At 68.0% G+C, this 22,418-nt stretch carries 21 protein-coding genes; 11 read left to right on the forward strand and 10 right to left on the reverse strand.

The features are described from left to right. Positions 1-39: 39 nt before the first annotated feature. A complete protein-coding gene (locus tag CFN17_RS02110; protein WP_315968648.1) occupies positions 40-468 on the reverse strand; it encodes an Hsp20/alpha crystallin family protein in 429 nt (142 codons plus the stop codon). A gap of 137 nt (positions 469-605) precedes the next feature. On the opposite strand from CFN17_RS02110, the gene CFN17_RS02115 reads away from it, so the two are divergent. Beyond that, positions 606-893 (forward strand): MerR family transcriptional regulator, encoded by a 288-nt coding sequence (locus tag CFN17_RS02115; protein ID WP_208749750.1) that lies wholly within the window; start codon positions 606-608, stop codon positions 891-893. A 22-nt stretch (positions 894-915) separates the two neighbouring features. Here CFN17_RS02115 and CFN17_RS02120 read toward each other — a convergent pair whose 3' ends face one another. Beyond that, positions 916-1,698: a phosphatase PAP2 family protein gene (locus tag CFN17_RS02120; RefSeq protein WP_208749751.1), complete on the reverse strand. Its 783-nt coding sequence runs from the start codon at positions 1,696-1,698 to the stop codon at positions 916-918. 303 nt (positions 1,699-2,001) lie between these two features. On the opposite strand from CFN17_RS02120, the gene CFN17_RS02125 reads away from it, so the two are divergent. After that, entirely contained in the window at positions 2,002-2,211 is a 210-nt protein-coding gene (locus CFN17_RS02125) for a hypothetical protein (RefSeq protein ID WP_208749752.1), read from the forward strand. Positions 2,212-2,311: 100 nt separating this feature from the next. Here the strand turns inward: CFN17_RS02125 and CFN17_RS02130 are convergent, their stop codons facing one another. Continuing rightward, complete coding sequence (locus tag CFN17_RS02130; RefSeq protein ID WP_208749753.1) at positions 2,312-3,343, reverse strand: aldo/keto reductase; 1,032 nt, start codon at positions 3,341-3,343, stop codon at positions 2,312-2,314. Positions 3,344-3,396: 53 nt separating this feature from the next. Then, a complete protein-coding gene (locus tag CFN17_RS02135) occupies positions 3,397-4,269 on the reverse strand; it encodes an NAD(P)-dependent oxidoreductase (RefSeq protein ID WP_208749754.1) in 873 nt (290 codons plus the stop codon). A 175-nt stretch (positions 4,270-4,444) separates the two neighbouring features. Here CFN17_RS02135 and CFN17_RS02140 point away from each other — a divergent pair, with 175 nt between their 5' ends. Both CFN17_RS02140 and CFN17_RS02145 read left to right on the forward strand, forming a co-directional pair. After that, a complete protein-coding gene (locus CFN17_RS02140; protein ID WP_208749755.1) occupies positions 4,445-4,909 on the forward strand; it encodes a universal stress protein in 465 nt (154 codons plus the stop codon). Further along, positions 4,906-5,637: an SRPBCC family protein gene (locus tag CFN17_RS02145; RefSeq protein ID WP_222612652.1), complete on the forward strand. Its 732-nt coding sequence runs from the start codon at positions 4,906-4,908 to the stop codon at positions 5,635-5,637. Before CFN17_RS02140 ends, CFN17_RS02145 begins: the two co-directional genes overlap by 4 nt. A gap of 29 nt (positions 5,638-5,666) precedes the next feature. Here the strand turns inward: CFN17_RS02145 and CFN17_RS02150 are convergent, their stop codons facing one another. Together CFN17_RS02150 and mgtA are read right to left on the reverse strand one after the other, a co-directional pair. Next, positions 5,667-7,037: a phosphoribosyltransferase gene (locus CFN17_RS02150; protein ID WP_208749756.1), complete on the reverse strand. Its 1,371-nt coding sequence runs from the start codon at positions 7,035-7,037 to the stop codon at positions 5,667-5,669. 119 nt (positions 7,038-7,156) lie between these two features. Beyond that, the gene (gene mgtA / locus CFN17_RS02155; protein WP_208749757.1) at positions 7,157-9,889 is read right to left on the reverse strand and encodes a magnesium-translocating P-type ATPase; all 2,733 of its coding nucleotides are present in this window, start codon (positions 9,887-9,889) and stop codon (positions 7,157-7,159) included. A gap of 243 nt (positions 9,890-10,132) precedes the next feature. Between mgtA and CFN17_RS02160 the strand changes: the two genes are divergently transcribed. Continuing rightward, positions 10,133-10,867: a GAF and ANTAR domain-containing protein gene (locus CFN17_RS02160; RefSeq protein WP_208749758.1), complete on the forward strand. Its 735-nt coding sequence runs from the start codon at positions 10,133-10,135 to the stop codon at positions 10,865-10,867. Between the two features lie 38 nt (positions 10,868-10,905). On the opposite strand, the gene CFN17_RS02165 is transcribed toward CFN17_RS02160, so the two are convergent. The 3 genes from CFN17_RS02165 to CFN17_RS02175 all read right to left on the reverse strand — a co-directional run bounded on the left by CFN17_RS02165 (position 10,906) and on the right by CFN17_RS02175 (position 12,281). Continuing rightward, complete coding sequence (locus CFN17_RS02165) at positions 10,906-11,115, reverse strand: hypothetical protein (protein WP_208749759.1); 210 nt, start codon at positions 11,113-11,115, stop codon at positions 10,906-10,908. A gap of 71 nt (positions 11,116-11,186) precedes the next feature. Next, positions 11,187-11,600, reverse strand: a complete 414-nt coding sequence (locus CFN17_RS02170; protein ID WP_208749760.1) for a VOC family protein — start codon at positions 11,598-11,600, stop codon at positions 11,187-11,189. A gap of 114 nt (positions 11,601-11,714) precedes the next feature. Then, positions 11,715-12,281: a type 1 glutamine amidotransferase domain-containing protein gene (locus tag CFN17_RS02175; protein ID WP_208749761.1), complete on the reverse strand. Its 567-nt coding sequence runs from the start codon at positions 12,279-12,281 to the stop codon at positions 11,715-11,717. Between the two features lie 185 nt (positions 12,282-12,466). Here CFN17_RS02175 and CFN17_RS02180 point away from each other — a divergent pair, with 185 nt between their 5' ends. From CFN17_RS02180 to CFN17_RS02190, 3 genes are all read left to right on the forward strand, one after another. Then, on the forward strand, positions 12,467-14,335 hold the full coding sequence (locus CFN17_RS02180) for a Na+/H+ antiporter (RefSeq protein WP_208749762.1): 1,869 nt from the start codon (positions 12,467-12,469) through the stop codon (positions 14,333-14,335). Positions 14,336-14,443: 108 nt separating this feature from the next. Then, positions 14,444-14,695, forward strand: coding sequence for a DUF2630 family protein (locus CFN17_RS02185; protein ID WP_208749763.1), 252 nt, complete (start codon positions 14,444-14,446; stop codon positions 14,693-14,695). Between the two features lie 32 nt (positions 14,696-14,727). Continuing rightward, positions 14,728-15,711 (forward strand): CapA family protein, encoded by a 984-nt coding sequence (locus CFN17_RS02190; protein WP_208749764.1) that lies wholly within the window; start codon positions 14,728-14,730, stop codon positions 15,709-15,711. Positions 15,712-15,738: 27 nt separating this feature from the next. Here CFN17_RS02190 and CFN17_RS02195 read toward each other — a convergent pair whose 3' ends face one another. After that, entirely contained in the window at positions 15,739-16,794 is a 1,056-nt protein-coding gene (locus CFN17_RS02195; protein WP_208749765.1) for an LLM class flavin-dependent oxidoreductase, read from the reverse strand. Between the two features lie 124 nt (positions 16,795-16,918). Here CFN17_RS02195 and CFN17_RS02200 point away from each other — a divergent pair, with 124 nt between their 5' ends. The 3 genes from CFN17_RS02200 (at position 16,919) to CFN17_RS02210 (ending at position 22,382) form a co-directional block, all read left to right on the forward strand. Next, the gene (locus CFN17_RS02200; protein WP_208749766.1) at positions 16,919-19,102 is read left to right on the forward strand and encodes a transglycosylase domain-containing protein; all 2,184 of its coding nucleotides are present in this window, start codon (positions 16,919-16,921) and stop codon (positions 19,100-19,102) included. Between the two features lie 335 nt (positions 19,103-19,437). Then, positions 19,438-20,784 carry an ammonium transporter gene (locus tag CFN17_RS02205; RefSeq protein WP_395926829.1) on the forward strand — a complete coding sequence of 449 codons (1,347 nt, stop codon included), beginning with the start codon at positions 19,438-19,440 and terminating at the stop codon, positions 20,782-20,784. Between the two features lie 200 nt (positions 20,785-20,984). Beyond that, on the forward strand, positions 20,985-22,382 hold the full coding sequence (locus CFN17_RS02210) for a S8 family serine peptidase (RefSeq protein ID WP_261792312.1): 1,398 nt from the start codon (positions 20,985-20,987) through the stop codon (positions 22,380-22,382). Positions 22,383-22,418: the final 36 nt, after the last annotated feature.

The following is a 22,418-nucleotide window of genomic DNA, read 5'->3' on the forward strand; positions in this document are numbered from 1 at the left end:
GGCCGGCGCCGCGCTGTCCGCGCGGCGCCGGCCCCTGCGCTACTTGCCGATCTCCTGCATCTTGTCCTGCGAATGGGTGATTTCTATCTTCCTCGGCTTGGCCTGCTCCGCCACGGGGATGCGCAGCGTCAGCACGCCGTCGGCATAGTTTGCCTTGACGTTCTCCGTGTCGAGGGTCTCCCCGAGGATCAGTTGACGGCTGAAGACGCCGCGCGGGCGCTCCGAAACTGTGAGCTCCACGTTGGGCTGCGCCGGATCGCGACGCTCTGCCCGGACCGTCAGGACATTGCGTTCGATATCGAGCCCGATCGAGTCGACGTTGACCCCCGGGAGGTCGAACGCGACGACGAATTCACCGTCCTCCTGCCACGCGTCCATGGGCATGGCGGCGGGGCGCGCCGTCGTCCCAAGGACTTGCTGGGCCAGCCGGTCAAAATCACGGAACGGATCCGTCCGAAGTAACATCATTTCCCACTCCTTCAGCGCGGGTTGGTCTGTATTTCTCTCGGTCATCCACCACTCTTTTTCTATGGTGGTGGATATAGATTTTTTATAGCACCAGTGACAGACTGAGGCAAGGAAAAAATTGCCGTGCGGGAGGAAAAATGGCGCAGCGCAGTTCCGGGGCGGGCCTCTACGCCATTTCCGTTGTGGCGCAACTAGTGGGCACGGGTCAGCAGAACATCCGGCTCTACGAGCGTCGCGGATTGCTCAGCCCCGAGCGCACCGCGGGCGGCACCCGCCAGTACAGCGAAGCGGACCTCGCTGTGCTGCGGCGGATCGGCGAACTCCTGGAGGAGGGCCTGAACCTGGCCGGGGTGGCCAAGGTGATGGAGCTGGAGGCTGCCAACGCGCGGCTGCGCGCCGAACTCAAGCAGGCGCGCAGCCGCTGACAGCTCAGTCCGTGCCGGGGGCTCAGTCCGTGCCGGCCTCGGCGGTGGAGAGCGTGCCGGTGATCTGCTCGCCCGGAATGCGGGCCGTTCGCCAGGTATCCAGAGCGATCACCGCGCCCAGCACCACGAGCGAAATCGAGAAGGCGCCCAGGGCGTCGGTCAGCCAGTGGTAGCCGAGGTAGAGGCGGCTGACCGCGGCGAAGAAGATGCCGATCCCCGCCACGATGAAGGCGATGACGGCGGACATGGGGTTCTTCCGGCGGGAAAAGACCAGGTAGGTGGTGACCAGCAGGAAGTCGCAGGCGCCGAGGACGTGGCCGGACGGAAAGGAGAAGGTGGAGTCGGCGCCGAAGAGCATCAGGTCCTGCGGGGGCCTGTGGCGTTCCACGATCCGGCCGATCACCTGGGCCAGGATCACACCGGTCAGCATGGCGCCGGCGAGGAGCATCGGCCGCCAGGCGTGCTTGGCGGCCAGCCCCCAGGCCACGGTGACGATCAGGACGATGATCGGCAGGCCGACCGGTCCGAAGACGATCGCCAGGATGATCATGATGGTAGTGGCGGGTTCGCCGCGCATGCTCACGAGCCAGGACCGCACGGGCTCGTCCGCGGCCGCGATGCCGCCGTGCTGCAGGACACTTGTCAGGATCACGACGAACAGTGCGGCGCCGAGGATCATCAGCCCGACGGCGATGCGGTAGAGGTTCCGGCGGGCCGTCACGCTCATGTACCGCTCTTCAACGACGAACTTCTCGTGGAAGGTCCGCCACCGGCCTTGCGATGTTCCTGATTGGGATTCTGTCATGGTGCCGTGCCGCCTTCGCGCCGTATGTGGACATTCTCTGCTGAAGATTATCCCGGTTGTCCGCCGGGTGGCACGAGGCGGTCTGTGGACACGCCTCGGCGCCCGACTGCCTGCGCGGATTTTGCCAAGTGCCGAAGGTCCCGGGTTGAGAAGGAACCGCAGGTCACCGTCGCGGGACGCCCCGACACGGTGTTTTGAGGGCCAAAAACGGCTTTCAGAGGACTTGACGGCCCTATAAATATGACGTTATTGTTCCTTCAACTATTGGGGCCAAGAAATGGAAACTCCAAGAAAGACTGTGCAATGACCCAAGTTACCCCGACCATCGAGATCCAGGTCGACAGCCGGAAGGTCCTCGACGACCGCCTCAACGACGCCGTGAACGGCCTCCAGCGGCTCGCGATGAAGACAGGAACCCACGGCATCCTGCTGACGCGGCACAAGCCGGGACACTACACGGCGGCCCTGTCTGACCAGGTGCCCTTCGGCATGACCCGCGAACTGGTTCACTGAGCCGGATTCCACCGACCACAGCAACGCGGGGTCATTTCCGGCCCGTCCGACCGCTTCGGATGGGCCGGAAATGACCCCGCGTTGGTTCGTTTAACGGCAGCTAGCGGCCGCCTTCGAGCTTCCGGTTGCGCTGCTCCTGGGCCATCGGCCCGTAGGGATAGACGCCGACGCACGGCCGGCTGACCTCGGTCAGCCGGTCCGTCTCGTCCGCGGTGAGCCGGAGTTCGGCTGCCGCGAGGTTGTCGGCGAGCTGCTCGGCCGTCCGCGCGCCGAGGATCACCGACGTGACGGCAGGCCGGTCCGCCAGCCAGGCCAGCGCCACCTGCGACGGGCTCACACCGTGCCGGCCGGCGGTTTCCTCGACCGCGCCGATCACGTCCCAGGTGCGCGGGTCGGCATTCCGGGCCTCCCACGCTTCCATCCCCCGCTTCGGATTCTCGCCGAGGCGGGTAGCGCCGACCGGCGCTTGGTCACGCTTGTACTTGCCGGACAGCCAGCCGCCGCCCAGCGGGGACCAGGGCAGCAGCCCGATGCCGGCGTCGAGCGAAGCCGGCACGATTTCCGACTCGATGTCGCGGACCAGCAGGCTGTACTGCGGCTGCAGCGTCACCGGCGCGCTCCAGCCGTGGGCTTTGGCCACGTGGACGGCTTTGGTCAACTGCCAGCCCAGGAAGTTGGAGAAGCCGTAGTAGGCGATCTTCCCGCTCGTGACGGCGTCGTGCAGGAACCGGAGGGTCTCCTCCAGTGGGGTGACAGGGTCCCACGCGTGCAGCTGGTAGAGGTCGATCTGCTCCACGCCCAACCGGCGCAGTGAATCATCCAGGGCCCGGACCAGGTGCCGGCGGGAGGTTCCGACGTCGTTCGGGGCCAGGCCCATCGGGAAGCGGCCCTTGGTGGCGACGACGGCCCGGTCCCGGACCTCCGCCCGGTCCGCCAGCCAGCGGCCGATGATTTCCTCCGAGACGCCCGAGCTGTAGACGTCGGCGGTGTCGATGAAGTTGCCGCCCGCGGCGAAGTAGTCGTCCAGGATGGCCCGGGACTGTTCCTCGGTGGCCTCGGCGCCGAAGGTCATGGTGCCCAGTGCGTAATTGGAGACAACAGCGCCGCTGTTGCCCAGGGTGCGGTATTCCATGAAACTCCTCTGTGCCCGGGGCTTCCGTGCCGGGCGACTCTGTGCCGGGCGGTTCAGTCTTCGGTGGGTGTGGTGCGGTTGGAGTGGTAGTTCCGCCAACTGTGTTCAGGCGCGTAGCCCAGGAGTCGCTTGGCTTTGTCGATCGAGAGCAGGGTCTCGTGCTCGCCCAGGTCCTTAGCGACCTTGACATTCGGGAAAACCTCGGCGGCCAGGCTGGCGCTGGACCGGCTCATCACGGTGTCCTCGTTGGCGATGATGAACGCCTCGAAGCCCGGCCGGCCGTGCACGAGGGCGAGAGCCACCGCCTGCGCGCCGTCACGGCCGTCGATGTATCCCCAGAGGTTCCACTTCCGCAGGGTCGCGTCGCGGTCGAACGACGGGAACTCCTCATAGTCCTCCGGGTCCATCACGTTGGAGAACCGCAGGCCGGTGATGCTCAGCTCCGGATCCCAGCGAGTCAGCTGGATGGCCATCTGTTCCTCGAGGTGCTTGACCAGCGAGTAGGTGCTCTCCGGCCGGGCCGGGTACTCCTCGTCCACCGGCATGTAGGGAGGGTCGACGTCGAACGGCAGACCCAGCACCGTCTCGCTGGAGGCGTAGACAATCTTCTTGATCCCGGCCCGGCGGGCGGCCTGGAAGACGTTATAGGTGGACTGCATGTTGTTCTCGAACGTGGCGGCATCCGGGGCAAGGCCGGGAGCGGGAATCGCGGCCAGGTGCACGACGGCGTCAAAGCCGGCGTGGCGGTCCTCGAGGCCGAGGAAGACGTCCACCACCTGGCCGTAGTTGCGCAGGTCCACCTCCGTGAAGCCCGGGCCGCGCGCGCCGGCCCGGTCTAGGCTCGTCACCTCATGGCCGTCCTCCACCAGCCGCCGGACGACGCTCCGTCCCAGCTTTCCGCTTCCTCCGGTCACAGCAACTTTCATCAGGAACTCCTCGGGTGGCAGGCGCGGCGGACCGTCATGGCCCGGCAGGTGTCCGGCCCCTTCTCCGGGGCCGGCAGTCACCGTCCCACCCTACGGGGAGCCGCGGGCGGTGCCCAGACCCCCGCGTGACTTTCGGCCCTAGGCAGTTCGGGCAGCCCGGGGCAGGCTGGGGCCCATGAACGGTGATCAGCGCATTGTCGTGGGCGTGGACGGTTCCGAGTTTTCGACGACGGCGCTCCGGTTCGCCGGGCGCTTGTCCACGAGCCTGAACGTCCCGCTGGAGGTCGTCACGTGCCTTGGCACGTCCGATTTCTTTCTGGCCTCCCACCTGCCGGAGGAAAGTACGCCCACCACCACGCAGCTGGAGGAGACCGCCAAACGCCTCGTGGACCAGGCCCTGGAACGCGCTTTCGGCGACTCGCGCCCGGAAGGACTCACCCGGTCCGTCAAGTTCGGTCCCGCGGCGAAGGTCCTCGTCGATGAGAGCCGGAACGCCCAGATGCTGGTGGTGGGCCGGCGCGGCAAGGGCGGGTTCCTGTCCCAGGTCATGGGTTCGGTCAGCGGGGCCTGCGCGGCCCACGCGCACTGCCCGGTACTGGTGGTCGGCCAGGGCGCGGAAGACCGCCGGACCACGGAATGAACGACGCCGGAGCCGTTCCGGCGTCCTCCCGGATGCGCGGACCGCTCGCGGCGCTTGCCGCCGCCGCGGCCGGGGCGGTGTACGTGCTGGCTGTCCGGCCCCGGATCCTGCGCTGGGGAGCCAGCACCCAGGAGGCCGCCGGCCCCCTCCCCGGGGACGAGATGGTCACCGCCCCGCGCATGCAAAGCACCCGGGCCGTCACCATTGCGGCCCCGGTGGCAGACGTCTGGCCGTGGCTTGTCCAGCTGGGCGCCGGACGCGGCGGCCTGTACTCCTACGACTGGCTGGAGAACGCGGCGGGCCTGGACATTCACAGCGCGGACCGGATTATCCCGGAACTGCAGCAGTTGCGGGTCGGCGACGTCGTTCCGCTGACCCCTGACGTCGGCCTGGCGGTGCGCGTCCTCCAGCCCGGGGAAGTGCTGGCGATGGGCGGAACGATCGATGCGCGCGCCGGGGGGATGGCGCCGGACGGAGTGATTTCGACGGGGCCCCGGGTGGAGGTCGGCTGGACGTTTGTGCTGCGGCCGGCCGGTGCCCATGCCACCCGGCTGGTGTCCCGCACCCGGTACGACTACTCGCCGCTGGCCGCGGGGCTCGTCCTGCGCCCGCTGCTGGAGCCGGTGCAGTTCGTGATGGAGCGGCGGATGCTCCTGGGCATCCGTGCCCGCGCTGAACGGTCCGCCAGGGGTCATGACACGGGACACCGCAAACGGCGCGGCGCCTGATCCCTCACGCGTCTATTGCCTTACGTCCCTTACGCGCCTGCGGCGCGGGGTGTCGGGGCCCCGCTGTCCCGGGGCAGCAGGTAGTCGACGAACCAGTCCCGTGCGAGGATGGCCGCCGCGGCGAGCGTGCCGGGCTCTTCGAACAGGTGTGTTGCTCCCTGCACGACGGCGAGCTGGTTGGGGCAGCGCATCATGGCCTTGGCCTTGCGGTTGAGCTCCAGAACCTCGTGGTCCAGGCTGCCCACGATCAGCAGCGTTGGCGCAGTCACGGCTGACAACCGCGGTCCTGCGAGGTCGGGCCGGCCGCCGCGGGAGACGACCGCCGCAATCCGCGCCGAGGGCTCCGACGCCGCCCACAGGGCGGCCCCGGCCCCCGTGCTGGCACCGAAGTAGCCCACAGCGCAGTTGGCCGTGTCCGGCCTGGTGGCAAGCCAGTCCGTGGCCGAGGACAGCCGGCGCGCCAGGAGTTCGATGTCGAAGACGTTGGCCCGGTTGCGTTCTTCCGCGGGCGTCAGCAGGTCCAGCAGCAGCGTCCCGAGCCCGGCCTGCTGCAGGACACCGGCCACATAACGGTTCCGGGGACTGTGCCGGCTGCTGCCGCTGCCGTGGGCGAACAACACCACGGCCCGGGCAGCGGCAGGAAGGTGGAGCTGGCCCTGGAGCCGCACTGCGCGGGACGGGATCTCCACCTCCTCATCGACGTCGGCCGCCCTGCCGGCACGGGTGGCCGGCGATGTCCGTGACGGCGGCGGGGCGGTCTCGACGCGTTTGGCCGCACGGTCCAGCAGGCGCACCACCTCGTCGTCCTCGGTCGGCGAGAAGTCCCGGTAGTGGTACCCCACCGCGGTGAACTGGCGCGGCGTCGCCAGGCAGACGACCTCGTCCGGTTCGGTCAGGTTGGCGAGGGTCTCCGCCGGGGCGACCGGAACGGCCAGAATCACCCGGGCGGCCCCCAGTTTCCGGGCGATCCGGCAGGCCACGCGGGCCGTGGATCCTGTGGCGATCCCGTCGTCGACGATCACCGCGATGCGGCCGGTCAGGTCCTGCCGGGTGCGGCCCTTCCGGAACAGGGCCACGCGGTTTTCCAGGACGGCACGTTCGTGTTCTTCAACCGCCTGGAGTTCCGCGCCGCTGACCCGGGCGTGGGACAGGACCTGATCGTCCGTGACCCTGGCTCCGCCTTCCCCGATTGCCCCCATGGCGAGCTCTGGCTGGTAGGGAAGCCCGAGCTTTCGTACCACGATGACATCCAGCGGAGCGTCCAGTGCGGCGGCGACCTCAAAGGCGACGGGGACTCCGCCGCGCGGCAGTCCCAGGACCACGATGTCCTGGCCGCGCAGCTCCCCCAGACGCCTGCCGAGCTGCCTTCCGGCGTCGACCCTGTCTTCAAAAATGCTCATGGGTTACGGCTTTCCAGTCGAAACGTCGGCGCACGGCCACACGGTCCGGTGGTGCTGAAACAGGTGCGTTCCTGCGGGCTTCGCGAGCCCGAAATGGACCAGGTGGCCGTTCTCTCCCACTATCCGCCCGGGGCCTTAACCCTGTGAGGGCCTTTGGGCCCGACTTTGCGCCGGCGGCGCCAGCCCGGCCCGCGGTGGACGAGCAGCGGCCTGCCCGGGATGCTGAAGCGCGCGGCGCGGCGCGCGATGTGGTGGGTGCGGCCGCGGCGACGCACGCCCGGAGGCCTCGGCGGAAGGGGCTGCTGTGCGGCCCGCGAGTAGAACCAGATTTTGGCCAGTTCCACCAGCACCAGGTACACGGCGCCCATGCCGAGCAGGGCCAGGAAGAACGGGACCGGCAGCGGGTCGAACCCCAGCACGCCGGCCAGGGGCGAGAACGGCAGGTACACGCCGAGGGCCACGACGCCCAGGGAGGCGCCGACCAGGCCCGCCGACGGCCTGCTCCGGAAGAACGGGACGCGCCGGGTCCGGATGACGAAGATGATCAGCGTCTGCGTGACGATCGACTCGATGAACCAGCCGGCCCGGAATTCCCCGGGCACGGCGTCGAAGACGAACAGCATGAGCGCGAACGTCGCGAAGTCGAAGATGGAGCTGATGGGGCCGAACAGGAACATGAAGCGCCGGATGAAGCCGATGTCCCAGTGCGAGGGAGCCAGCAACTGCTCCTTGTCCACCCGGTCCCCCGGGATGGCCAGCTGGCCGGCGTCGTAGAGCAGGTTGTTCAGCAGGATCTGGCCCGGCAGCATGGGCAGGAAGCTCAGCAGAACGGAGGCCGTGGCGGCACTGAACATGTTGCCGAAGTTGCTGGACGTGCCCATCAGGACGTACTTGATGGTGTTGGCGAAGATCCGCCGCCCCTCCCGGACGCCCTCGGCCAGGACCGCGAGGTCCTTGTCGAGCAGCACGACGTCGGCGGCGTCCTTCGCGACGTCGGTGGCGCTGTCGACCGAGATGCCGATGTCCGCGGCGTGCAGCGCCAGGGCGTCGTTGACGCCGTCGCCCATGAACCCCACGGCGCCGCCGCTTTGCCGCAGGAGCCGGATGATCCTGGCCTTCTGTTCCGGCGAAACGCGGGCGAAAATGCTGGCCTCCCGTGCGGCGGCGGCCAGTTCGGCGTCGGACATGGCCTCCACCGCGGAGCCGCTGAGTGTCCCGCCGGAGAGGACCCCGAGTTCGTCGCAGACCTTTTCGGCGACCCGGGCGTTGTCGCCCGTGGCAATCTTGACGGTGATGCCAAGCGCCTCGAGCCGGTCCAGGGATTCCCGTGCGTTGGCCTTGGGGCGGTCGAGGAAGACGAGGAATCCGGCCAGGACCAGGTCCTTCTCATCGGCCGGCGTAAGGTCCGCCAGCCCGTCGGCGGGGCGCGCCGCGACGGCCACCACCCGGGAGCCGGCGTCGAACTGTTCGTTCAGCGTGGCCTGTACGTCCGCCGGTGTGTCCCGGCATAACGCGAGCACGTCTTCCGGTGAGCCTTTCGTGATGAGGCGGGCCGGCCCGCCGTCGTCGCGGACCAGCACGCTGGTCCGGCGCCGCTGGTGGTCGAAGTCGATGACGTCGAGGCGCTCGTGGCGACCGGGTTCGAAGGATGCGGCGGCGGCCGACTCCCAGAGGGCGGCATCCAGCGGGTTCAGTCCGGCCGTGGAGAGCCGCGCCTCCGCGTAGTCGGCCTCGGTCGCCAGCAGCCCCAGCGTCAGCACGTCCGCCGGTAACATTTCCGCGCGGGCGGGCAGTGCGGCGGTGAAGCTGATCCTGCCCTCCGTCAGGGTTCCGGTCTTGTCCGTGACCAGGATGTCCATGTCGCCGAGGTCCTCGATGCAGACCAGCCGTTTCACCAGGACTTTCCGCCGGGCCAGCTGCCGGGTACCCGTGGCCAGGCTGGTGCTGACCACGGCGGGCAGCAGCTGCGGGGTGATGCCGACCGCGATCGCGAGGGAGAACAGCAGCGATTCGAGCACCGGCCGCTGCAGCAGCAGGTTCGCGACAAAGATCAGCGACGTCAGCCCGATCGCCACCTGCAGCAGCAGGAAAGAGAAACGTTTGAGGCCCAGCTGGAACTCGGTCTGCGGCTGCCGTTCACCCAGGCCCAGGGCGATCCGGCCGAATTCCGCCCGGCCGCCGGTGGCGACCACCACCCCGGTGCAGCTTCCGGACTGGAGCACGGTCCCCATGAACAGGCAGCTGCTCAGTTCCGCCAGCGGCGCCTCCGGGGGCACGGGCGCCGGGTTCTTGGCCACCGGCAGCGATTCCCCGGTCAGGATGCTTTCATCGCACAGCAGATCCTTCGCGGCCAGCACTCGCATGTCGGCCGGGATGACCGCCCCGATGCCCAGGTGCACGACGTCGCCGGGAACCAGCGCGGTGACGTCCACTTCGCGGCGGGTCCCGTCCCGGACGACGACGCAGCGGTGCGTGACGCGCGAATGCAGCGCCTCCGCGGCGCGTTCGGCCCGGAATTCGTTGCTAAAACCCAGCCCGACGCTGACCAGCAGGATCACGCCGATCACAATCGCGTTGGTGGCGTCGCCGAGGAAGAGCGACAGCCCGGCGGTGACGAGCAGCAGGATCAGGATGGGACTGGCCAACTGCCGGCCCAGTACTGTCCAGCCGCTGGCCACATGGGTCCGCACGGCGTTGGGTCCCAGCTCCGTCAGGCGCCTGCCCGCGTCGGCACCGGTCAGTCCGTCCTCCCCCGAGCCCAGCTCCGCCAGCACGGCAGCCGCGGGCCGGCTGGCGGCGCGGGAAACCGCCAGCGGGAGGGAGCGCGGCTCTTTGACGTCGAGATCTGGCATGCGGCTTCCGTTCACGACACTTCACTTTAGGCACAGACTACGTGCCCGCGGCGGACGGATCAGGAGCCGAAGGGCCCCGGCCTGTCTGGAGCCCCCGGCGTCAGGATGTATATACTCACCCGGTACGGTTTTGCAGCAAGCCGTTGGATTGTTCTTCGATCCGGCCGCTGCCGTATCCGCCCCTGCCGCGGTGGGAAGCACCGCCGGGTCGTCTTGACCTGAGTGAAACGGCACAACAGATACGTGGTTAATGAGCCAACCGCAAATTCCATAAACCAGCACCTGCACGAACTGGTGCTCAGCAGCACCGACGTCGAGGAGTTCCTGGGCGAACTCGCGCGCACCTCGGCGCGCAGCCTGTCCGAGCCCGGCGACGAAGTCCTGTGCGGCATCACGCTGCTGCGGCACCGGAAGGCGGCCACGGTGGCCAGCAGCAGTCCCGCCGCGCAGGCCATGGACGAAATCCAGTACAGCTACGGCGACGGCCCCTGCATGACGGCGTCCCGCGAGCAGGAGACCGTCCATATTGAAGACCTGGAACGCGACGCCCGCTGGCCGCAGTTCGCCGAAACCGTCCGCGGGCACGGCTTCCGGTCCATCCTGGCGCTGCCGTTCCTGCTGGAAGGCGACACGCGGGCCGCCCTCAACCTGTATTCGCACCGGCCGGGCCGGTTTGATGCCCGGGCCATCAGCCTGGCCCGGAACTTCGTGCACCAGACGTCCCTGGCGCTGCGCCTCGCGGTCCGGTTCGCGCACAGCAGCGACACGGCCGCCCACCTCAAAGCGACCCTGGAAACACGGACCGGGATCGACGTCGCCGTCGGCATCATCATGGCGCAGAACAGGTGCAGCCAGGATGAGGCGTTCGAGCTCTTGAAGTCCGCGTCCAGTGCCCGGAACGTGAAACTCCACGCCGTCGCGGCAGGGGTGGTCGAGTCCCTGGGCCAAGGGCCGGCGCGGACCCACTTCGAGGTCTAGGCGCGGCGCCGGGGCCGGCGGGCGGACCGCCCGGGAGATCAGCCCTCCCGCTTGTCCCGCTCCTCGAACTCCTCATTGAGGTCATAGTGACGGAACTCGGTCTCCGGGTTCGGTTCCCCCTCAACGACGTACTCGTAGTCGAGTTGGCGCTGGACCTGGCTGTCCAGGACCTGGAGATCCTTGTCCGCGACTTTGCTGAGGTCCTCGGGGAACTCATCGTCCGGCTCGAGGTGCAGCTTGTCAGTCATGGCATGCCTCTCTCGACCGGGAGGAAGGACTCGAATCTGCTCGTTCCCGGCCGACTTCAGGATAGCCCTAACTAGGCCGGTTCGGAGCCGACGTTGACCAGCCAGTCCACCCCGAACTTGTCCTTGCACATGCCGAAGATGTCGCCCCAGGGCGCCTTCTCCATCGGCACCGTGACGGTGCCGCCGTCAGCCAGCTTGTCGAAGTAGCCGCGCAGTTCGGCCTCGTCGGTTCCGCTCAGGGACACGGAGATGTTGCTGCCGGGGGTGTAGTCCATGCTGTTGGGCGTGTCGGCCCCCATGAGCACCAGGCCGCCCTCGGTCCGGAGCTGGCCGTGCATGATCTTGTCCTGCTCCGCAGGGTCGTCGCTGGCGTGATATTCGCCAAAGGTGCTCATGTTCAGCTCCCCGCCGAATACCGACTGGTAGAACGTCATGGCGTCCTTCGCGTTGTCGCGGAAGCCGAGGTACGGGTTGAGCGTGGTCATGCTGGACTCCTTGCTGCTGGGGCGCCGGCCGGGCCGGCCGCCATGGCGGTGCTGATTACACGCCACATCCTGCCCCAAAATGCACGACGTGGGTAGGCGGCCGGCCCCGGTTTGCTAGGCCGTCTGGCCGGCGTGCTCACCCTCGGCGATCTCTTCAAGGAGTTTGGCGTTGAACGCCGGGAGGTCGTGCGGGTTGCGGCTCGTCACCAGGCCCTGGTCCACCACGACTTCCTGGTCGCTCCAGTTCGCGCCGGCGTTCAACAGGTCCGTCCGCAGCGTGTGGTAGGAGGTCAGGTTCCTGCCGCTGGCCACACCGGCGTCAATCAGCAGCCACGGGCCGTGGCAGATGGAAGCGACCGGCTTGTGCTGCTCGAAGAACGCCCGCGTGAACGCCTGGGCGTCCTTGTCGACGCGGAGGTGGTCGGCGTTGACCACGCCGCCGGGGATGACGAGGGCATGGAAGTCGGACGCATCGGCCTCCGCCACGGCAAGGTCCACGGCAAACGTCTGGCCCTTCTCGGTTCCGTCGTACCCCTGCAGGTGTCCGGTCTTGGGCGAGACCAGGGTGGGTATCCCGCCGGCTTCCTTCACAGCATTCCACGGGCTGGTCAGCTCCACCTGTTCCACCCCGTCGGTCAGCAGGAACGCGACTTTCTTGCCCGAAATGTTGTGCTCTGACATGTGTCCTCCTCGTACCAGGGCAGGCCCCCGGCGGCCTGTGGCCGCGGCCGGCGCCCGCGCAGGATTGTTTGGGCTTGCGGGTTAACTCTAAGAACCGGCAAAATAATAAGCAAGCTGATGATTATGCTTGACCGCACAGTTAGCCGGACCCGCCGGTAGGTGGCGGCGGCTGACAGAATGGGCCCATGGAAGTCGCTTTGGGGTTGCTGGCCCTTGTCGCCATTATCTGCGCCGGCAGTGCGCTGGGCCGCAAAATCAACGTCTCTGTCCCGCTGCTGCTGGTGCTGGCCGGCGTCGTGTGCTCCTTCCTGCCCTTCGTCCCGGTGATCGAGCTGAATCCTGAGCTCGTGCTGGTCGGACTGCTGCCGCCGCTGCTCTACGCGGCGGCCCTGCAGACCTCATTGTTCGATTTCGGTTCCAACCGCCGCGCCATCGGGCTGCTCTCGGTGGGTTATGTCATCTTCGGCACCGTGGGCATTGGCTTCGTGGTCGCCTGGCTGTTCCCCGAAATCCCGTTGGCCGCAGCGATGGCCCTGGGCGCCGTCGTTGCACCGCCGGATGCCGTTGCGGCCACCGCGATCGCACGCAAGGTGGGCATGCCCCGGCGGATTGTCACCATCCTGGAGGGCGAATCCCTCGTCAATGACGCGACGGCGCTGGTCTGCCTGCGGGCAGCGATCGCCGCGATAGCGGGCACGGTGTCTGCCGCGGCGATCGCCGGCGGCTTCCTCCTGGCCGCCGGCGGAGGCCTGGTGGTCGGCATTGCCGCGGCATTCGTTCTGACGGCACTCCGCAAACGGATCCGCAACGTGGCCATCAACACCTCCATCTCACTGATCGCGCCGCTCGTGGCCTACCTCCCGGCCGAGGCGATCCACGCCTCCGGCGTCCTGGCCGTCGTCGTCACCGGGTTGATCATGGGGACCAAGGCACCGTCCATGCCCAACGGGGCCGCGCGGCAGAGCCAGCGCAGCAACTGGCACACCGTCCAGTTCCTGCTGGAGAACTCGGTGTTCCTCCTGATCGGGCTGCAGGTCCGGACCATCATTGGGGGCGTCCAGGATGACTCGCTGGGCCCGGAGCGGATCTGGCTCGGCTGCGCCGTCGTCCTGCTGGCCGTCCTGGTGCTTCGCCCGGTCTGGGTGTTCCCTGCAACGTACCTGCCCCGGCTCATCCCTGCGGTCCGGCGCAAGGATCCCGCCCCGCCGTGGCAGTTCGCCGCGATCGTTTCCTGGGCCGGGATGCGCGGCGTGGTGACGCTGGCCGCCGTCCTGGTCCTGCCCGCGGAACTGGAGCACCGCTCCGTCCTGATCCTGATGGCCCTGGTAGTGGTGGCCGGCACGCTGACCCTGCAGGGCTTCACCCTCCCGCCCCTGGTCCGGCTGCTGGGCGTGAAGGGCCCGGACCCGCGCGAGGACGCGCTCAACCAGGCCTCCCTCATGCAGCTGGCCACGGCGGCCGGCGTGCAGCGGCTCCAGGAACTGCAGTCCGACGCCGATCCCCCGGAAGTCGTGGCCATGCTGAAGCGGCGCACCCAGGAACGCGGGCTGGCCGCCTGGGAGCGGCTGGGCCGGCCCTCCGCGGAAGCCCAGACGCCCAGCCAGCGTTATGCGCAGCTGCGCCTGGCGATGCTTGATGCCGAGCGTGCCAAAGTCCTGGAACTGCGGCGCGGCGGCGAATACGCCCACGAGGTCCTGGTCGAGGTCCTGGACCGGCTCGACGTCGAGGAGTCCATGCTGGACGCGTCCCTGGAGGAACCGGAGTCGGTCGGCGGCGGAGAAGGCATCGCCCGGCCCGGCGGGATCTGCCCGCACCTGGAGTCCGCCCCGGATCCGGCCGTGCCGCCGGACCCGTCCTGCGCCGCCTGCGAGCGCGACGGGACGACACCCGTGCACCTGCGCATGTGCGTGGAGTGCGGCAACGTGGCCTGCTGCGATTCCTCGCCCGGAACCCACGCCTATAAGCACTACCGGGCCACCGGCCACCCCGTGATGCGCAGCGTTGAACCGGACGAGGACTGGCGCTGGTGCTACCCGGACGAGCTCCTCGGCTGAACGGCCTGTTCACGGCCGCTTCCCCTCCGTAGGCTGGAAAGGGAGCGGGCCGGAAACAGTCCCGGAGAGGACGGACCAGGCCCCGCCGCCGGACGAGAAGAGGACACCGTGGACAACCAAGACATCCTGGAGCGCATCAAGGCACTCGTGGCGGAGGAACACGAACTCCGGGAAGGCCCGGGACAGCCCGGTGACGCCAAGGCCGGAGCCCCCGACGTTCTCCGCCTCCAACAGCTCGAAGAACAGCTGGACCAGTGCTGGGACCTGCTCCGCCAGCGGCGGGCCAAGAGGGACTACGGCGAGAACCCTGACGAGGCCGAGGTGCGCCCCGTCAGCGAGGTCGAGGGCTACCAAAGCTAGCCGCCGGCCATGACCTGACGGACCGCACTGTCATGCGGATCGCGTTCCTGGGGGACGTCATGCTGGGCCGGCTGGTGAACCACCACCTGGCCACGGCAGCCCCCGCCTACCCTTGGGGCGACACGCTCGGGCTCCTCCGGCAGGCGGACGTCCGGATCGCCAACCTCGAGTGCGTCCTGGCCTCCGGCGGAGCGCCGGAGCCCGGCAAGGTCTTCCACTTCCGCTCCGATCCGAAGAATGTCGCCAGCCTGCTGGCCGCGGGGATCGACGTCGTCTCGCTCGCCAACAACCATGTCCTGGATTTCGGCGAGGACGCATTCCGGGAAATGTTCCCGGTGCTGGACGGCCACGGCATCCTGCACGCCGGAGCCGGCCCGGACCTGGACGCGGCCCGGCGCCCGGCCGTGCGGCGCGTGGCCGGCACCGCCGTCGGTTTCCTTGCCTTCACGGACAACCAGCCCGACTGGGAGGCCGGTGCCGCCACCCCCGGGATTTACTACGTTCCCGTGGACGACGGCGGGCCGCGTGTCGCGGCGCTCCTGGAGCAGGTCCGGCAGACCAAGGCACGCGTCCAGTTCCTGATCCTGTCCGCCCATTGGGGCGGCAACTGGGGCTCCGATGCACCAGCCGGGCACCAGGACCTCGCGCGGGACCTCATAGACGCGGGGGCCGACGTCGTGTTCGGCCACTCCCCGCATGTGTTCCGGGGCGTGGGGATCCACCGGAACCGTCCCGTCATCTTCAGCGCCGGAGACTTCGTGGACGACTACGCCGTGGACCCGGTGGAACGCAATGACGAATCGTTCCTGTTCATCCTCGACGTCGAGGCCAACGCGCCCCGCATGCTGCGGCTGTATCCCACGGTCATCACGGGTTTCCAGGCCCGCCTGGCCGGACGGGAGGCCTCCGGCATTGCCGCCCGGATGCAGCGGCTAAGCGGGCAGCTGGGCACGGCGAGCACTTGGAATCCCGCCGGCCGCTGCCTGGAGATCCCGCTCGGCCGGGCCTGCCCTTGAACCGGCGGCCTCTTGCCGGGGCCACGGTCAGGCCGGTTGCGCGGCAATCTCCCGGTTCACGGCGGACATGATCTCGGTGGCGAGCAGCTCGATGGAACGGGCCGTCTCGGCAAACGGGAGGCCACCCAGCCCGATCTGGGCCAGGTACCGGGTGTTCCCGAGAGTCTGGTGGATCTCCAGGAGCTTCTCGGTGACCTGCTGCGGGCTTCCAACCAGTAGCCCCCCGCCCGGCCCGGCCCAGTCATCAAAGGTGGAGCGCGGGAAATGATCCACGGGACGCGGCATGTTTTGTTCGAAATAGGCCCGATAACGGGGGTAGAACGTCTCGCGCGCCTGCTGTGACGTCGGCGCCGTGTAGAAGTGGCCCCCGGCACCCACCGCAAGTGCACCGGCGTCGTGGCCGGCCCCGGCAGCGCTCTGGCGGTAGAGGTCAACGAGGCGGCGGAAGCGGGCGGGTCCGGACAGCAGGGCGATGAACAAGGGCAGCCCCAGCCGGCCGGCCCGGACAAAGCTGGCCGGCGTGCCGCCCACACCCACCCAGACCGGCAGCTTCTCCTGGACCGGGCGGGGCGCGATGTCCATGCCCGGGATGCTCTGGGTCAGCCGTCCTGACCACTGCACCGTCGTGTTGGCCCGGGCGTTGTCGCGCAGGTGCAGCAGCAGGCGCAGTTTCTCGTCGAACAGGGCGTCGTAGTCGTCGAGCTTGTGGCCGAACAACGGGTAGGATTCCACGAACGCCCCGCGGCCTGCGATAATCTCGGCCCGCCCATCGGAAATCAGGTCCAGGGTGGCGAACTGCTCAAAGAGCCGCACCGGATCCTGGGTGGAGAGCACCGTGACGGCCGTGCCCAGCCGGAGGGTGGTGGTTTCCCGGGCAATCGCGGCCAGGACGATTTCCGGGGCCGACAACGCGAAGTCGTGCCGGTGGTGCTCGCCAAGCCCCAGGAATGTGAGCCCGGCCTGGTCGGCCAGCCTGGCCAGGTCGATGATCTCTTTCAGGCGCTGCTGCGGGGATAGTGCGGCGCCGGTGCTGATGTTGCGGGAGAGCTCGCCAAAGGTGAAGATGCCAAAGTCCATATTCATTGAACATTCAATTATTTGCTGTCATTCCCGGGCATCCCGGAAGCCCGTGCGGAAAGTCTCTGGCTGACGGGTCCCACGCGGCGTATTCTGGGCGAAAAATTTTGAGCCTGATAGCGGGACATCCATGGCATCGAAGAACCGAGCACCATTCCGACTGGCCGGAACCTTGGGCAGACTGGGCGGATTCCTGGCGTTGAGTGCGCTGTGCGGTGTCCTGGCCGCAGGGCTTGCGATTCCCGGCGTGGCGGCAGCGGGCGTTTCCGTCAGCAACTCCATCAGCTTCTTCAACAACCTCCCGTCCGACCTGGCGGTGGACACTCCTGCGCTCTCCACCCGGGTGCTGACCTCGGACGGAAAGCAGATCGCCACGTTCTATGCGGAGAACCGGGAGAGAATCCCGCTCGATCAGATGTCCCCGTTCATCAGGGACGCCATCGTCTCCATCGAGGACAACCGCTTCTACGAGCACGGCGGGGTGGATCTCCGGGGCATCATGCGGGCGGTGGTCAACAACCTGACCCGCAGCGACGGCCGGCAGGGGGCGTCGACACTGACGCAGCAGTACGTCTCCAACGTGCTGAACGAGGCGAAAATCTCGGACGACCGGGGCGATCTGGTGCTCCTCAGCGGACAAAAGAACCTGGGCGACAAGCTGCGGGAAATGCGGCTCGCCATGGAACTGGAGAAGAGGTACACCAAGGACCAGATCCTGGAGGGCTACCTCAACATTGTGTTCTTCAACCGGGACGCCTACGGGATTCAGGCCGCGGCACGGCATTTCTACAGCACCTCCGCCAAAGACCTCACGCTGCCCCAGGCCGCACTGCTCGCCGGGCTGGTCAACGGCCCCAGCGTCTACGATCCCGTGCTCTACCCGGAAAACGCGATCAGCCGGCGCAACCAGGTGCTGGACAGCATGCTCCGCCTGGGCAAGATCACCGCGGCCCAGCATGACGCCGCCGTCGCCACCGGCGTGGGCCTGGTCATCACTCCCGGAAAGCAGGGCTGCGCGACTGCGGACATGGCGCCGTACTTCTGCGACTATATTTCGCACCTGATCCTCAACAACCCGGCCTACGGTGCGGACGCCGCCAGCCGGCAGAAGAAGCTGTACCGCGGCGGCCTGACGATCACCACCACCCTGGACAGCCGGCTGCAGGCGGCCGCGCAGGTCCAGGTGGAGGCGACCGCCGGGGCCAACGCGGACAAATGGGGCGCCTCGCTGGTCTCGATCCAGCCCGGTACCGGCAAGATCCTGGCGATGGCCCAGAACACGGTGTTCCTGCCCGAGGACGGAAAATTCGACACCCAGCTGAACTTCAACGTCGATGCCAAGGACGCCCAGGGCAACGACCTCAACGGCGCCGGCGGGTTCCAGCCGGGGTCCACTATGAAGCCCTTCACGTTCGCCGAATGGCTCAATGAGGGCAAATCCCCCACCGCGATCGTGGACGCGTCCCGGAGATCGTATCCGGTGGGTTTCCGGTGGAGGGACAGTTGCGGCCGGGTTCTCGGCGGCTACAGCACGCCGCAGAGGCTCGCCGGGCTCGGCGCCGATGACGACCTCCAGAACAACGACGCCGGCTACTACCGTCCCATGCCCATCAACTACGGCCTGTATAACTCCATCAACACGGCCACCTTCGCCACGGCCGCCCAGCTGGACTTCTGCGGCATCCAAAAGATGGTCAACGCCGCCGGACTCCACAGCGGCCTGGACAACGCTCCTATCAACATGCACCAACTCGGCAACCTGCTCGGCGCCATTGGCGTCTCGCCGCTGAACCTGGTGAACGCCTTCGCCACGTTCGCCAATGACGGCAAGTACTGCACACCGATCGCCATCCAGGAGGTCACCGATGCCGCCGGCAAGAAACTCCCGGCGGAAACCAGCGAATGCCGGGATGCCATCAAGCCTGAGGTCGCCCGGGGCGTGAACGCCGTGCTGCAGGATGTGCTGAAACGCGGATCGGGCGTATACATCAAACCCAAGGTCCAGAGCCGGTACCCCGTGGCGGCCAAGACCGGCACGTCAAACACCAACGGCTCCACCTGGGTGGTGGGCTACACCACCGGAATCGCCACCGCGTCCTACTTCGGCGACACGTTGGAAGGCCAGAAGCGGCCGGGCCGGAACATCACCATCAACGGCAAGTTCTACAAGGCAATCGACGGCTACATGCTGGCCGGCCCGCAGTGGGCGAACTACATGATGGACGCCGCAGGCCTCTACCCGGCCGCCCCCTTCCCGGCGCCGCCGGAGCCCAAATCCAAGCAGCCAACCCCGACGCCGAGACCCTCCCGCTGACGCCCGGCACCCCCGAAATCGCGCTCCGCGGGCACCTCACCGGCCACCGCCGGCAAATTGGCGTCTCGTCCCCGCCGTTCCGCGGGCCGGGCGCCGGCATGCCCCAACGGACCGGTGGGCCCCGGAGATTGCATTTACATTCCTGAAACACGGCGGTCACGTGATCTTCACGCCACGGCCATTCCTGTAACTTGCCTGCAACTTTTCGCCCGACTGCCGGAAACATGGCTCCGCGACGATTAACTCCGGATCGGGGGGCCGGCGGCGACGTGTCCCGGTACGACAGACTGACAGGAAGGGACCCGCCGGTGGAACTCACTGCTGGAAGCGTCTGGATGATTATTTCGGCGGCGCTCGTTCTGCTGATGACCCCGGCACTGGGCCTCTTCTACGGCGGCATGACCCGCGCCAAGGCCTCCCTCAACATGATGATGATGAGCTTCATCTCTCTCGGGATTGTTGGCGTCGTCTGGGTGCTCTGGGGCTACTCAATGAGCACCGGCAAGGGCGTCCTGGGCTTGTTCGGCAATCCGTTCGCCAACTTCGGGCTGAGCAACATCATGGACTCGCCCGACCTGATCAAGGCCGGCTACAGCGCCACGTTCGCAATCATCACCGTCGCGCTGATCAGCGGTGCCATCGCCGACCGCGCCAAGTTCACTTCCTGGGCCCTGTTCGTGCCCATCTGGATCACGCTCGTCTACTGCCCGCTGGCCTACATGGTCTGGGGCGGCGGACTCATGAGTGCCGGCGGTGCCGTCAGCGCCGTGTTCGGCCAGGTCATCGACTTCGCCGGCGGCACCGTCGTGGAAATCGCGTCCGGAACCGCGGCCCTGGTGCTGGTCCTCATCCTGGGCAACCGCCACGGTTTCGGCAAGGACCCCGGCCACCGCCCCCACAACATCCCCTTCATCATGCTCGGCGCCGGCATCCTCTGGTTCGGCTGGTTCGGTTTCAACGCCGGCGCCGCCACCACCGTCCAGCAGGCCGGACTGATCTGGGTAAACACCCTCGCCGCCCCTGCCGCCGCCATGATCAGCTGGCTGGTGACGGAAAAGATCCGCCACGGCCACCCCACCTCCCTGGGCGCCGCCTCCGGCGCCGTCGCCGGCCTGGTGGCCATCACGCCGTCGTGCGCCAACATCAGCCCGCTCGCCGCCCTCGGCCTCGGCTTCGTGGCCGGCGCCGCCTGCGCCGTGTTCGTGGACCTGAAGCTCAAGTTCGGCTTCGATGACTCGCTCGACGTCGTGGGCGTCCACCTCGGCGGCGGCCTCATCGGCACCCTCGCGCTGGGCTTCATCGCCCTCCCGGTGAACGGCACCGGCGGCGGCCTGTTCTACGGCGGCGGACTCCACCAGGTGATCGCGCAGACCGTGGCCGTCCTCATCACGGTGGCGGTCTCCGGCCTCGGCACCGCGGTGATCGGACTCGCGATCCACAAGACGCTCGGGTTCCGGGTCAGCCATGAAGACGAACTCGCCGGTGTGGACCGCTCCGAGCACGCCGAGACCGCCTACGCCTTTGCCGAGCTGGGTTTCAGCCGCTTCAACCCGTTCGGGCACCACGTCCGCGCCTCGCACGACGTGCACGCCGCGACTACAGCCCACGCTGCGGCCCGCGCAACGGAGGATGCGCCCGCGCCGGCCAACGAAGCCGGCATCAAGGAAGACAGCCTCGTCTGAGCCGGCCCCGCACCGCGGCGGCCCGGGCATAGGGGTGGCTCGGCATGGTGGCACAAGTTTTTCCAAAGGTCCCTGTGTATCGGCGGACGTGAGGCCTAAGATGATGGCCGGGGGGCACTCGAATTAGCGAACTCGCTTAATGGGAGGCCACGATGTTCAGCCAAGCCAGCCGCAAGGGATCAAAACCTCAGCTAGCATCGGTGGCGCAGGTCCCGCGCAGACACCGCCCCAGCACGTCGCCCCCGCTGGCCGGACTCCCGTTCCGGCGCGCCGTGGCAGCCCTCGCGGCCTTCGTGCTGCTGGCCGGCGGGGGCCTGGTCGCGGCCGCGCCTTCGTCCGCCGCCGGACCCGCGCAGGCCTACATCGTGGTACTCAAGGACGGCGCCGCGGACCCCGGAGCCACGGCGGCCGCCCAGCAAAGCGCCTACGGTTTCACTGCGACGAAGGTCTACCGCAGCGCAGTGAACGGCTACTCGGCCACCATGACGGCGGCGCAGGCGCAGCGCCTCCAGGCTGATCCCGGCGTCGACTTCGTCACGATGGGCCGGACGTTCCAGAAGCCGCAGGATCCCGCGGCCCAAGGCAAACAGGACACGCCGTTCTGGCGGGAACGGATCGCCGGAGAAGACTCCAACGTCCGCAAAGCCCTGGACCGGGGGCCGTCCCGGATCAACGTCAATGTCGCCGTGATCGACAGCGGCATCGATGCCACGCACCCGGACCTGAACGTCAAGGGCGGCGTTGACTGCCAGTCGGGCTCCCCAGTGGACGTGACCCCCGTGGATGTCATGGGGCACGGGACATTCGTGGCGGGCGTGATCGGGGCCCGGAACAACCGCTTCGGCGTGATCGGGACGGCTCCGGGGACTCCGCTGTGGTCCGTGCGCGTGGTGGACGACAACGGCCTGATCTCCGAGGAGAGCCTCATCTGCGCCATTGACTGGGTGACGTCCACGCACAAGGACGATGATCCGGACAACGACATCGCCGTGGCCAACATCAGCATCGCCGGCGGCGCTCCGGACACGGCCAACTGCGGCAAGGGCACGGACCCGATGCATTACGCGATCTGCCGCTCGGTCCGGGCCGGCGTCGTTTACGCCGTCGCGGCCGGCAACGCCGGAGAGGACTTCGCCAACACGGTGCCGGCCACCTACGACCAGGTGCTGACCGCCACCGCTATGGGCGACTTCGACGGAAAGCCCGGGGGCAAGGCCGCCCCCGAGTGCGGCACGATCGATTTTGCGCGGTACGGGCAGAAGGATGACGGGCCTGCATTCTTCTCCAACTTCGCCACCACGAGCGACGACGAGGCCCACACGGTCGCCGGACCCGGGGTGTGCATGCTCTCCACCGTCCCGGGCGGCTATGGGGTGAATCATGGCACCAGCTTCGCCAGTCCCGCCGTGGCAGGGTCCGTAGCCCTGTGCATCAGCCAGCACGAGTGCACCGGGTCCGCCTCGGACATCATGGAGCAGTACCTGAACCTGACAAAGTCGTACTCGAAGCGGCACCACGACTACGGCTTCGACGGCGATCCCATCCACCCGGTCGGCTCCCGCTACTACGGCTACCTGACCCAAACGGTGAGCTTCTGACGTTGCGCGCACGGACCCCCGGCACCGGGGGTCCGT

The organism is Arthrobacter sp. PM3 (assembly GCF_003352915.1).
GTDB lineage: Bacteria > Actinomycetota > Actinomycetes > Actinomycetales > Micrococcaceae > Arthrobacter.

What these genes read in the sequence shown, in the direction of transcription:
- CFN17_RS02110 (WP_315968648.1), bottom strand. Translation starts at nt 468, where the DNA reads ATGATGTTACTTCGGACGGATCCGTTCCGTGATTTTGACCGGCTGGCC.
- CFN17_RS02115 (WP_208749750.1), top strand. Translation starts at nt 606, where the DNA reads ATGGCGCAGCGCAGTTCCGGGGCGGGCCTCTACGCCATTTCCGTTGTG.
- CFN17_RS02120 (WP_208749751.1), bottom strand. Translation starts at nt 1,698, where the DNA reads ATGACAGAATCCCAATCAGGAACATCGCAAGGCCGGTGGCGGACCTTC.
- CFN17_RS02125 (WP_208749752.1), top strand. Translation starts at nt 2,002, where the DNA reads ATGACCCAAGTTACCCCGACCATCGAGATCCAGGTCGACAGCCGGAAG.
- CFN17_RS02130 (WP_208749753.1), bottom strand. Translation starts at nt 3,343, where the DNA reads ATGGAATACCGCACCCTGGGCAACAGCGGCGCTGTTGTCTCCAATTAC.
- CFN17_RS02135 (WP_208749754.1), bottom strand. Translation starts at nt 4,269, where the DNA reads ATGAAAGTTGCTGTGACCGGAGGAAGCGGAAAGCTGGGACGGAGCGTC.
- CFN17_RS02140 (WP_208749755.1), top strand. Translation starts at nt 4,445, where the DNA reads ATGAACGGTGATCAGCGCATTGTCGTGGGCGTGGACGGTTCCGAGTTT.
- CFN17_RS02145 (WP_222612652.1), top strand. Translation starts at nt 4,906, where the DNA reads ATGAACGACGCCGGAGCCGTTCCGGCGTCCTCCCGGATGCGCGGACCG.
- CFN17_RS02150 (WP_208749756.1), bottom strand. Translation starts at nt 7,037, where the DNA reads ATGAGCATTTTTGAAGACAGGGTCGACGCCGGAAGGCAGCTCGGCAGG.
- mgtA (WP_208749757.1), bottom strand. Translation starts at nt 9,889, where the DNA reads ATGCCAGATCTCGACGTCAAAGAGCCGCGCTCCCTCCCGCTGGCGGTT.
- CFN17_RS02165 (WP_208749759.1), bottom strand. Translation starts at nt 11,115, where the DNA reads ATGACTGACAAGCTGCACCTCGAGCCGGACGATGAGTTCCCCGAGGAC.
- CFN17_RS02170 (WP_208749760.1), bottom strand. Translation starts at nt 11,600, where the DNA reads ATGACCACGCTCAACCCGTACCTCGGCTTCCGCGACAACGCGAAGGAC.
- CFN17_RS02175 (WP_208749761.1), bottom strand. Translation starts at nt 12,281, where the DNA reads ATGTCAGAGCACAACATTTCGGGCAAGAAAGTCGCGTTCCTGCTGACC.
- CFN17_RS02180 (WP_208749762.1), top strand. Translation starts at nt 12,467, where the DNA reads ATGGAAGTCGCTTTGGGGTTGCTGGCCCTTGTCGCCATTATCTGCGCC.
- CFN17_RS02190 (WP_208749764.1), top strand. Translation starts at nt 14,728, where the DNA reads ATGCGGATCGCGTTCCTGGGGGACGTCATGCTGGGCCGGCTGGTGAAC.
- CFN17_RS02195 (WP_208749765.1), bottom strand. Translation starts at nt 16,794, where the DNA reads ATGAATATGGACTTTGGCATCTTCACCTTTGGCGAGCTCTCCCGCAAC.
- CFN17_RS02200 (WP_208749766.1), top strand. Translation starts at nt 16,919, where the DNA reads ATGGCATCGAAGAACCGAGCACCATTCCGACTGGCCGGAACCTTGGGC.
- CFN17_RS02205 (WP_395926829.1), top strand. Translation starts at nt 19,438, where the DNA reads ATGATTATTTCGGCGGCGCTCGTTCTGCTGATGACCCCGGCACTGGGC.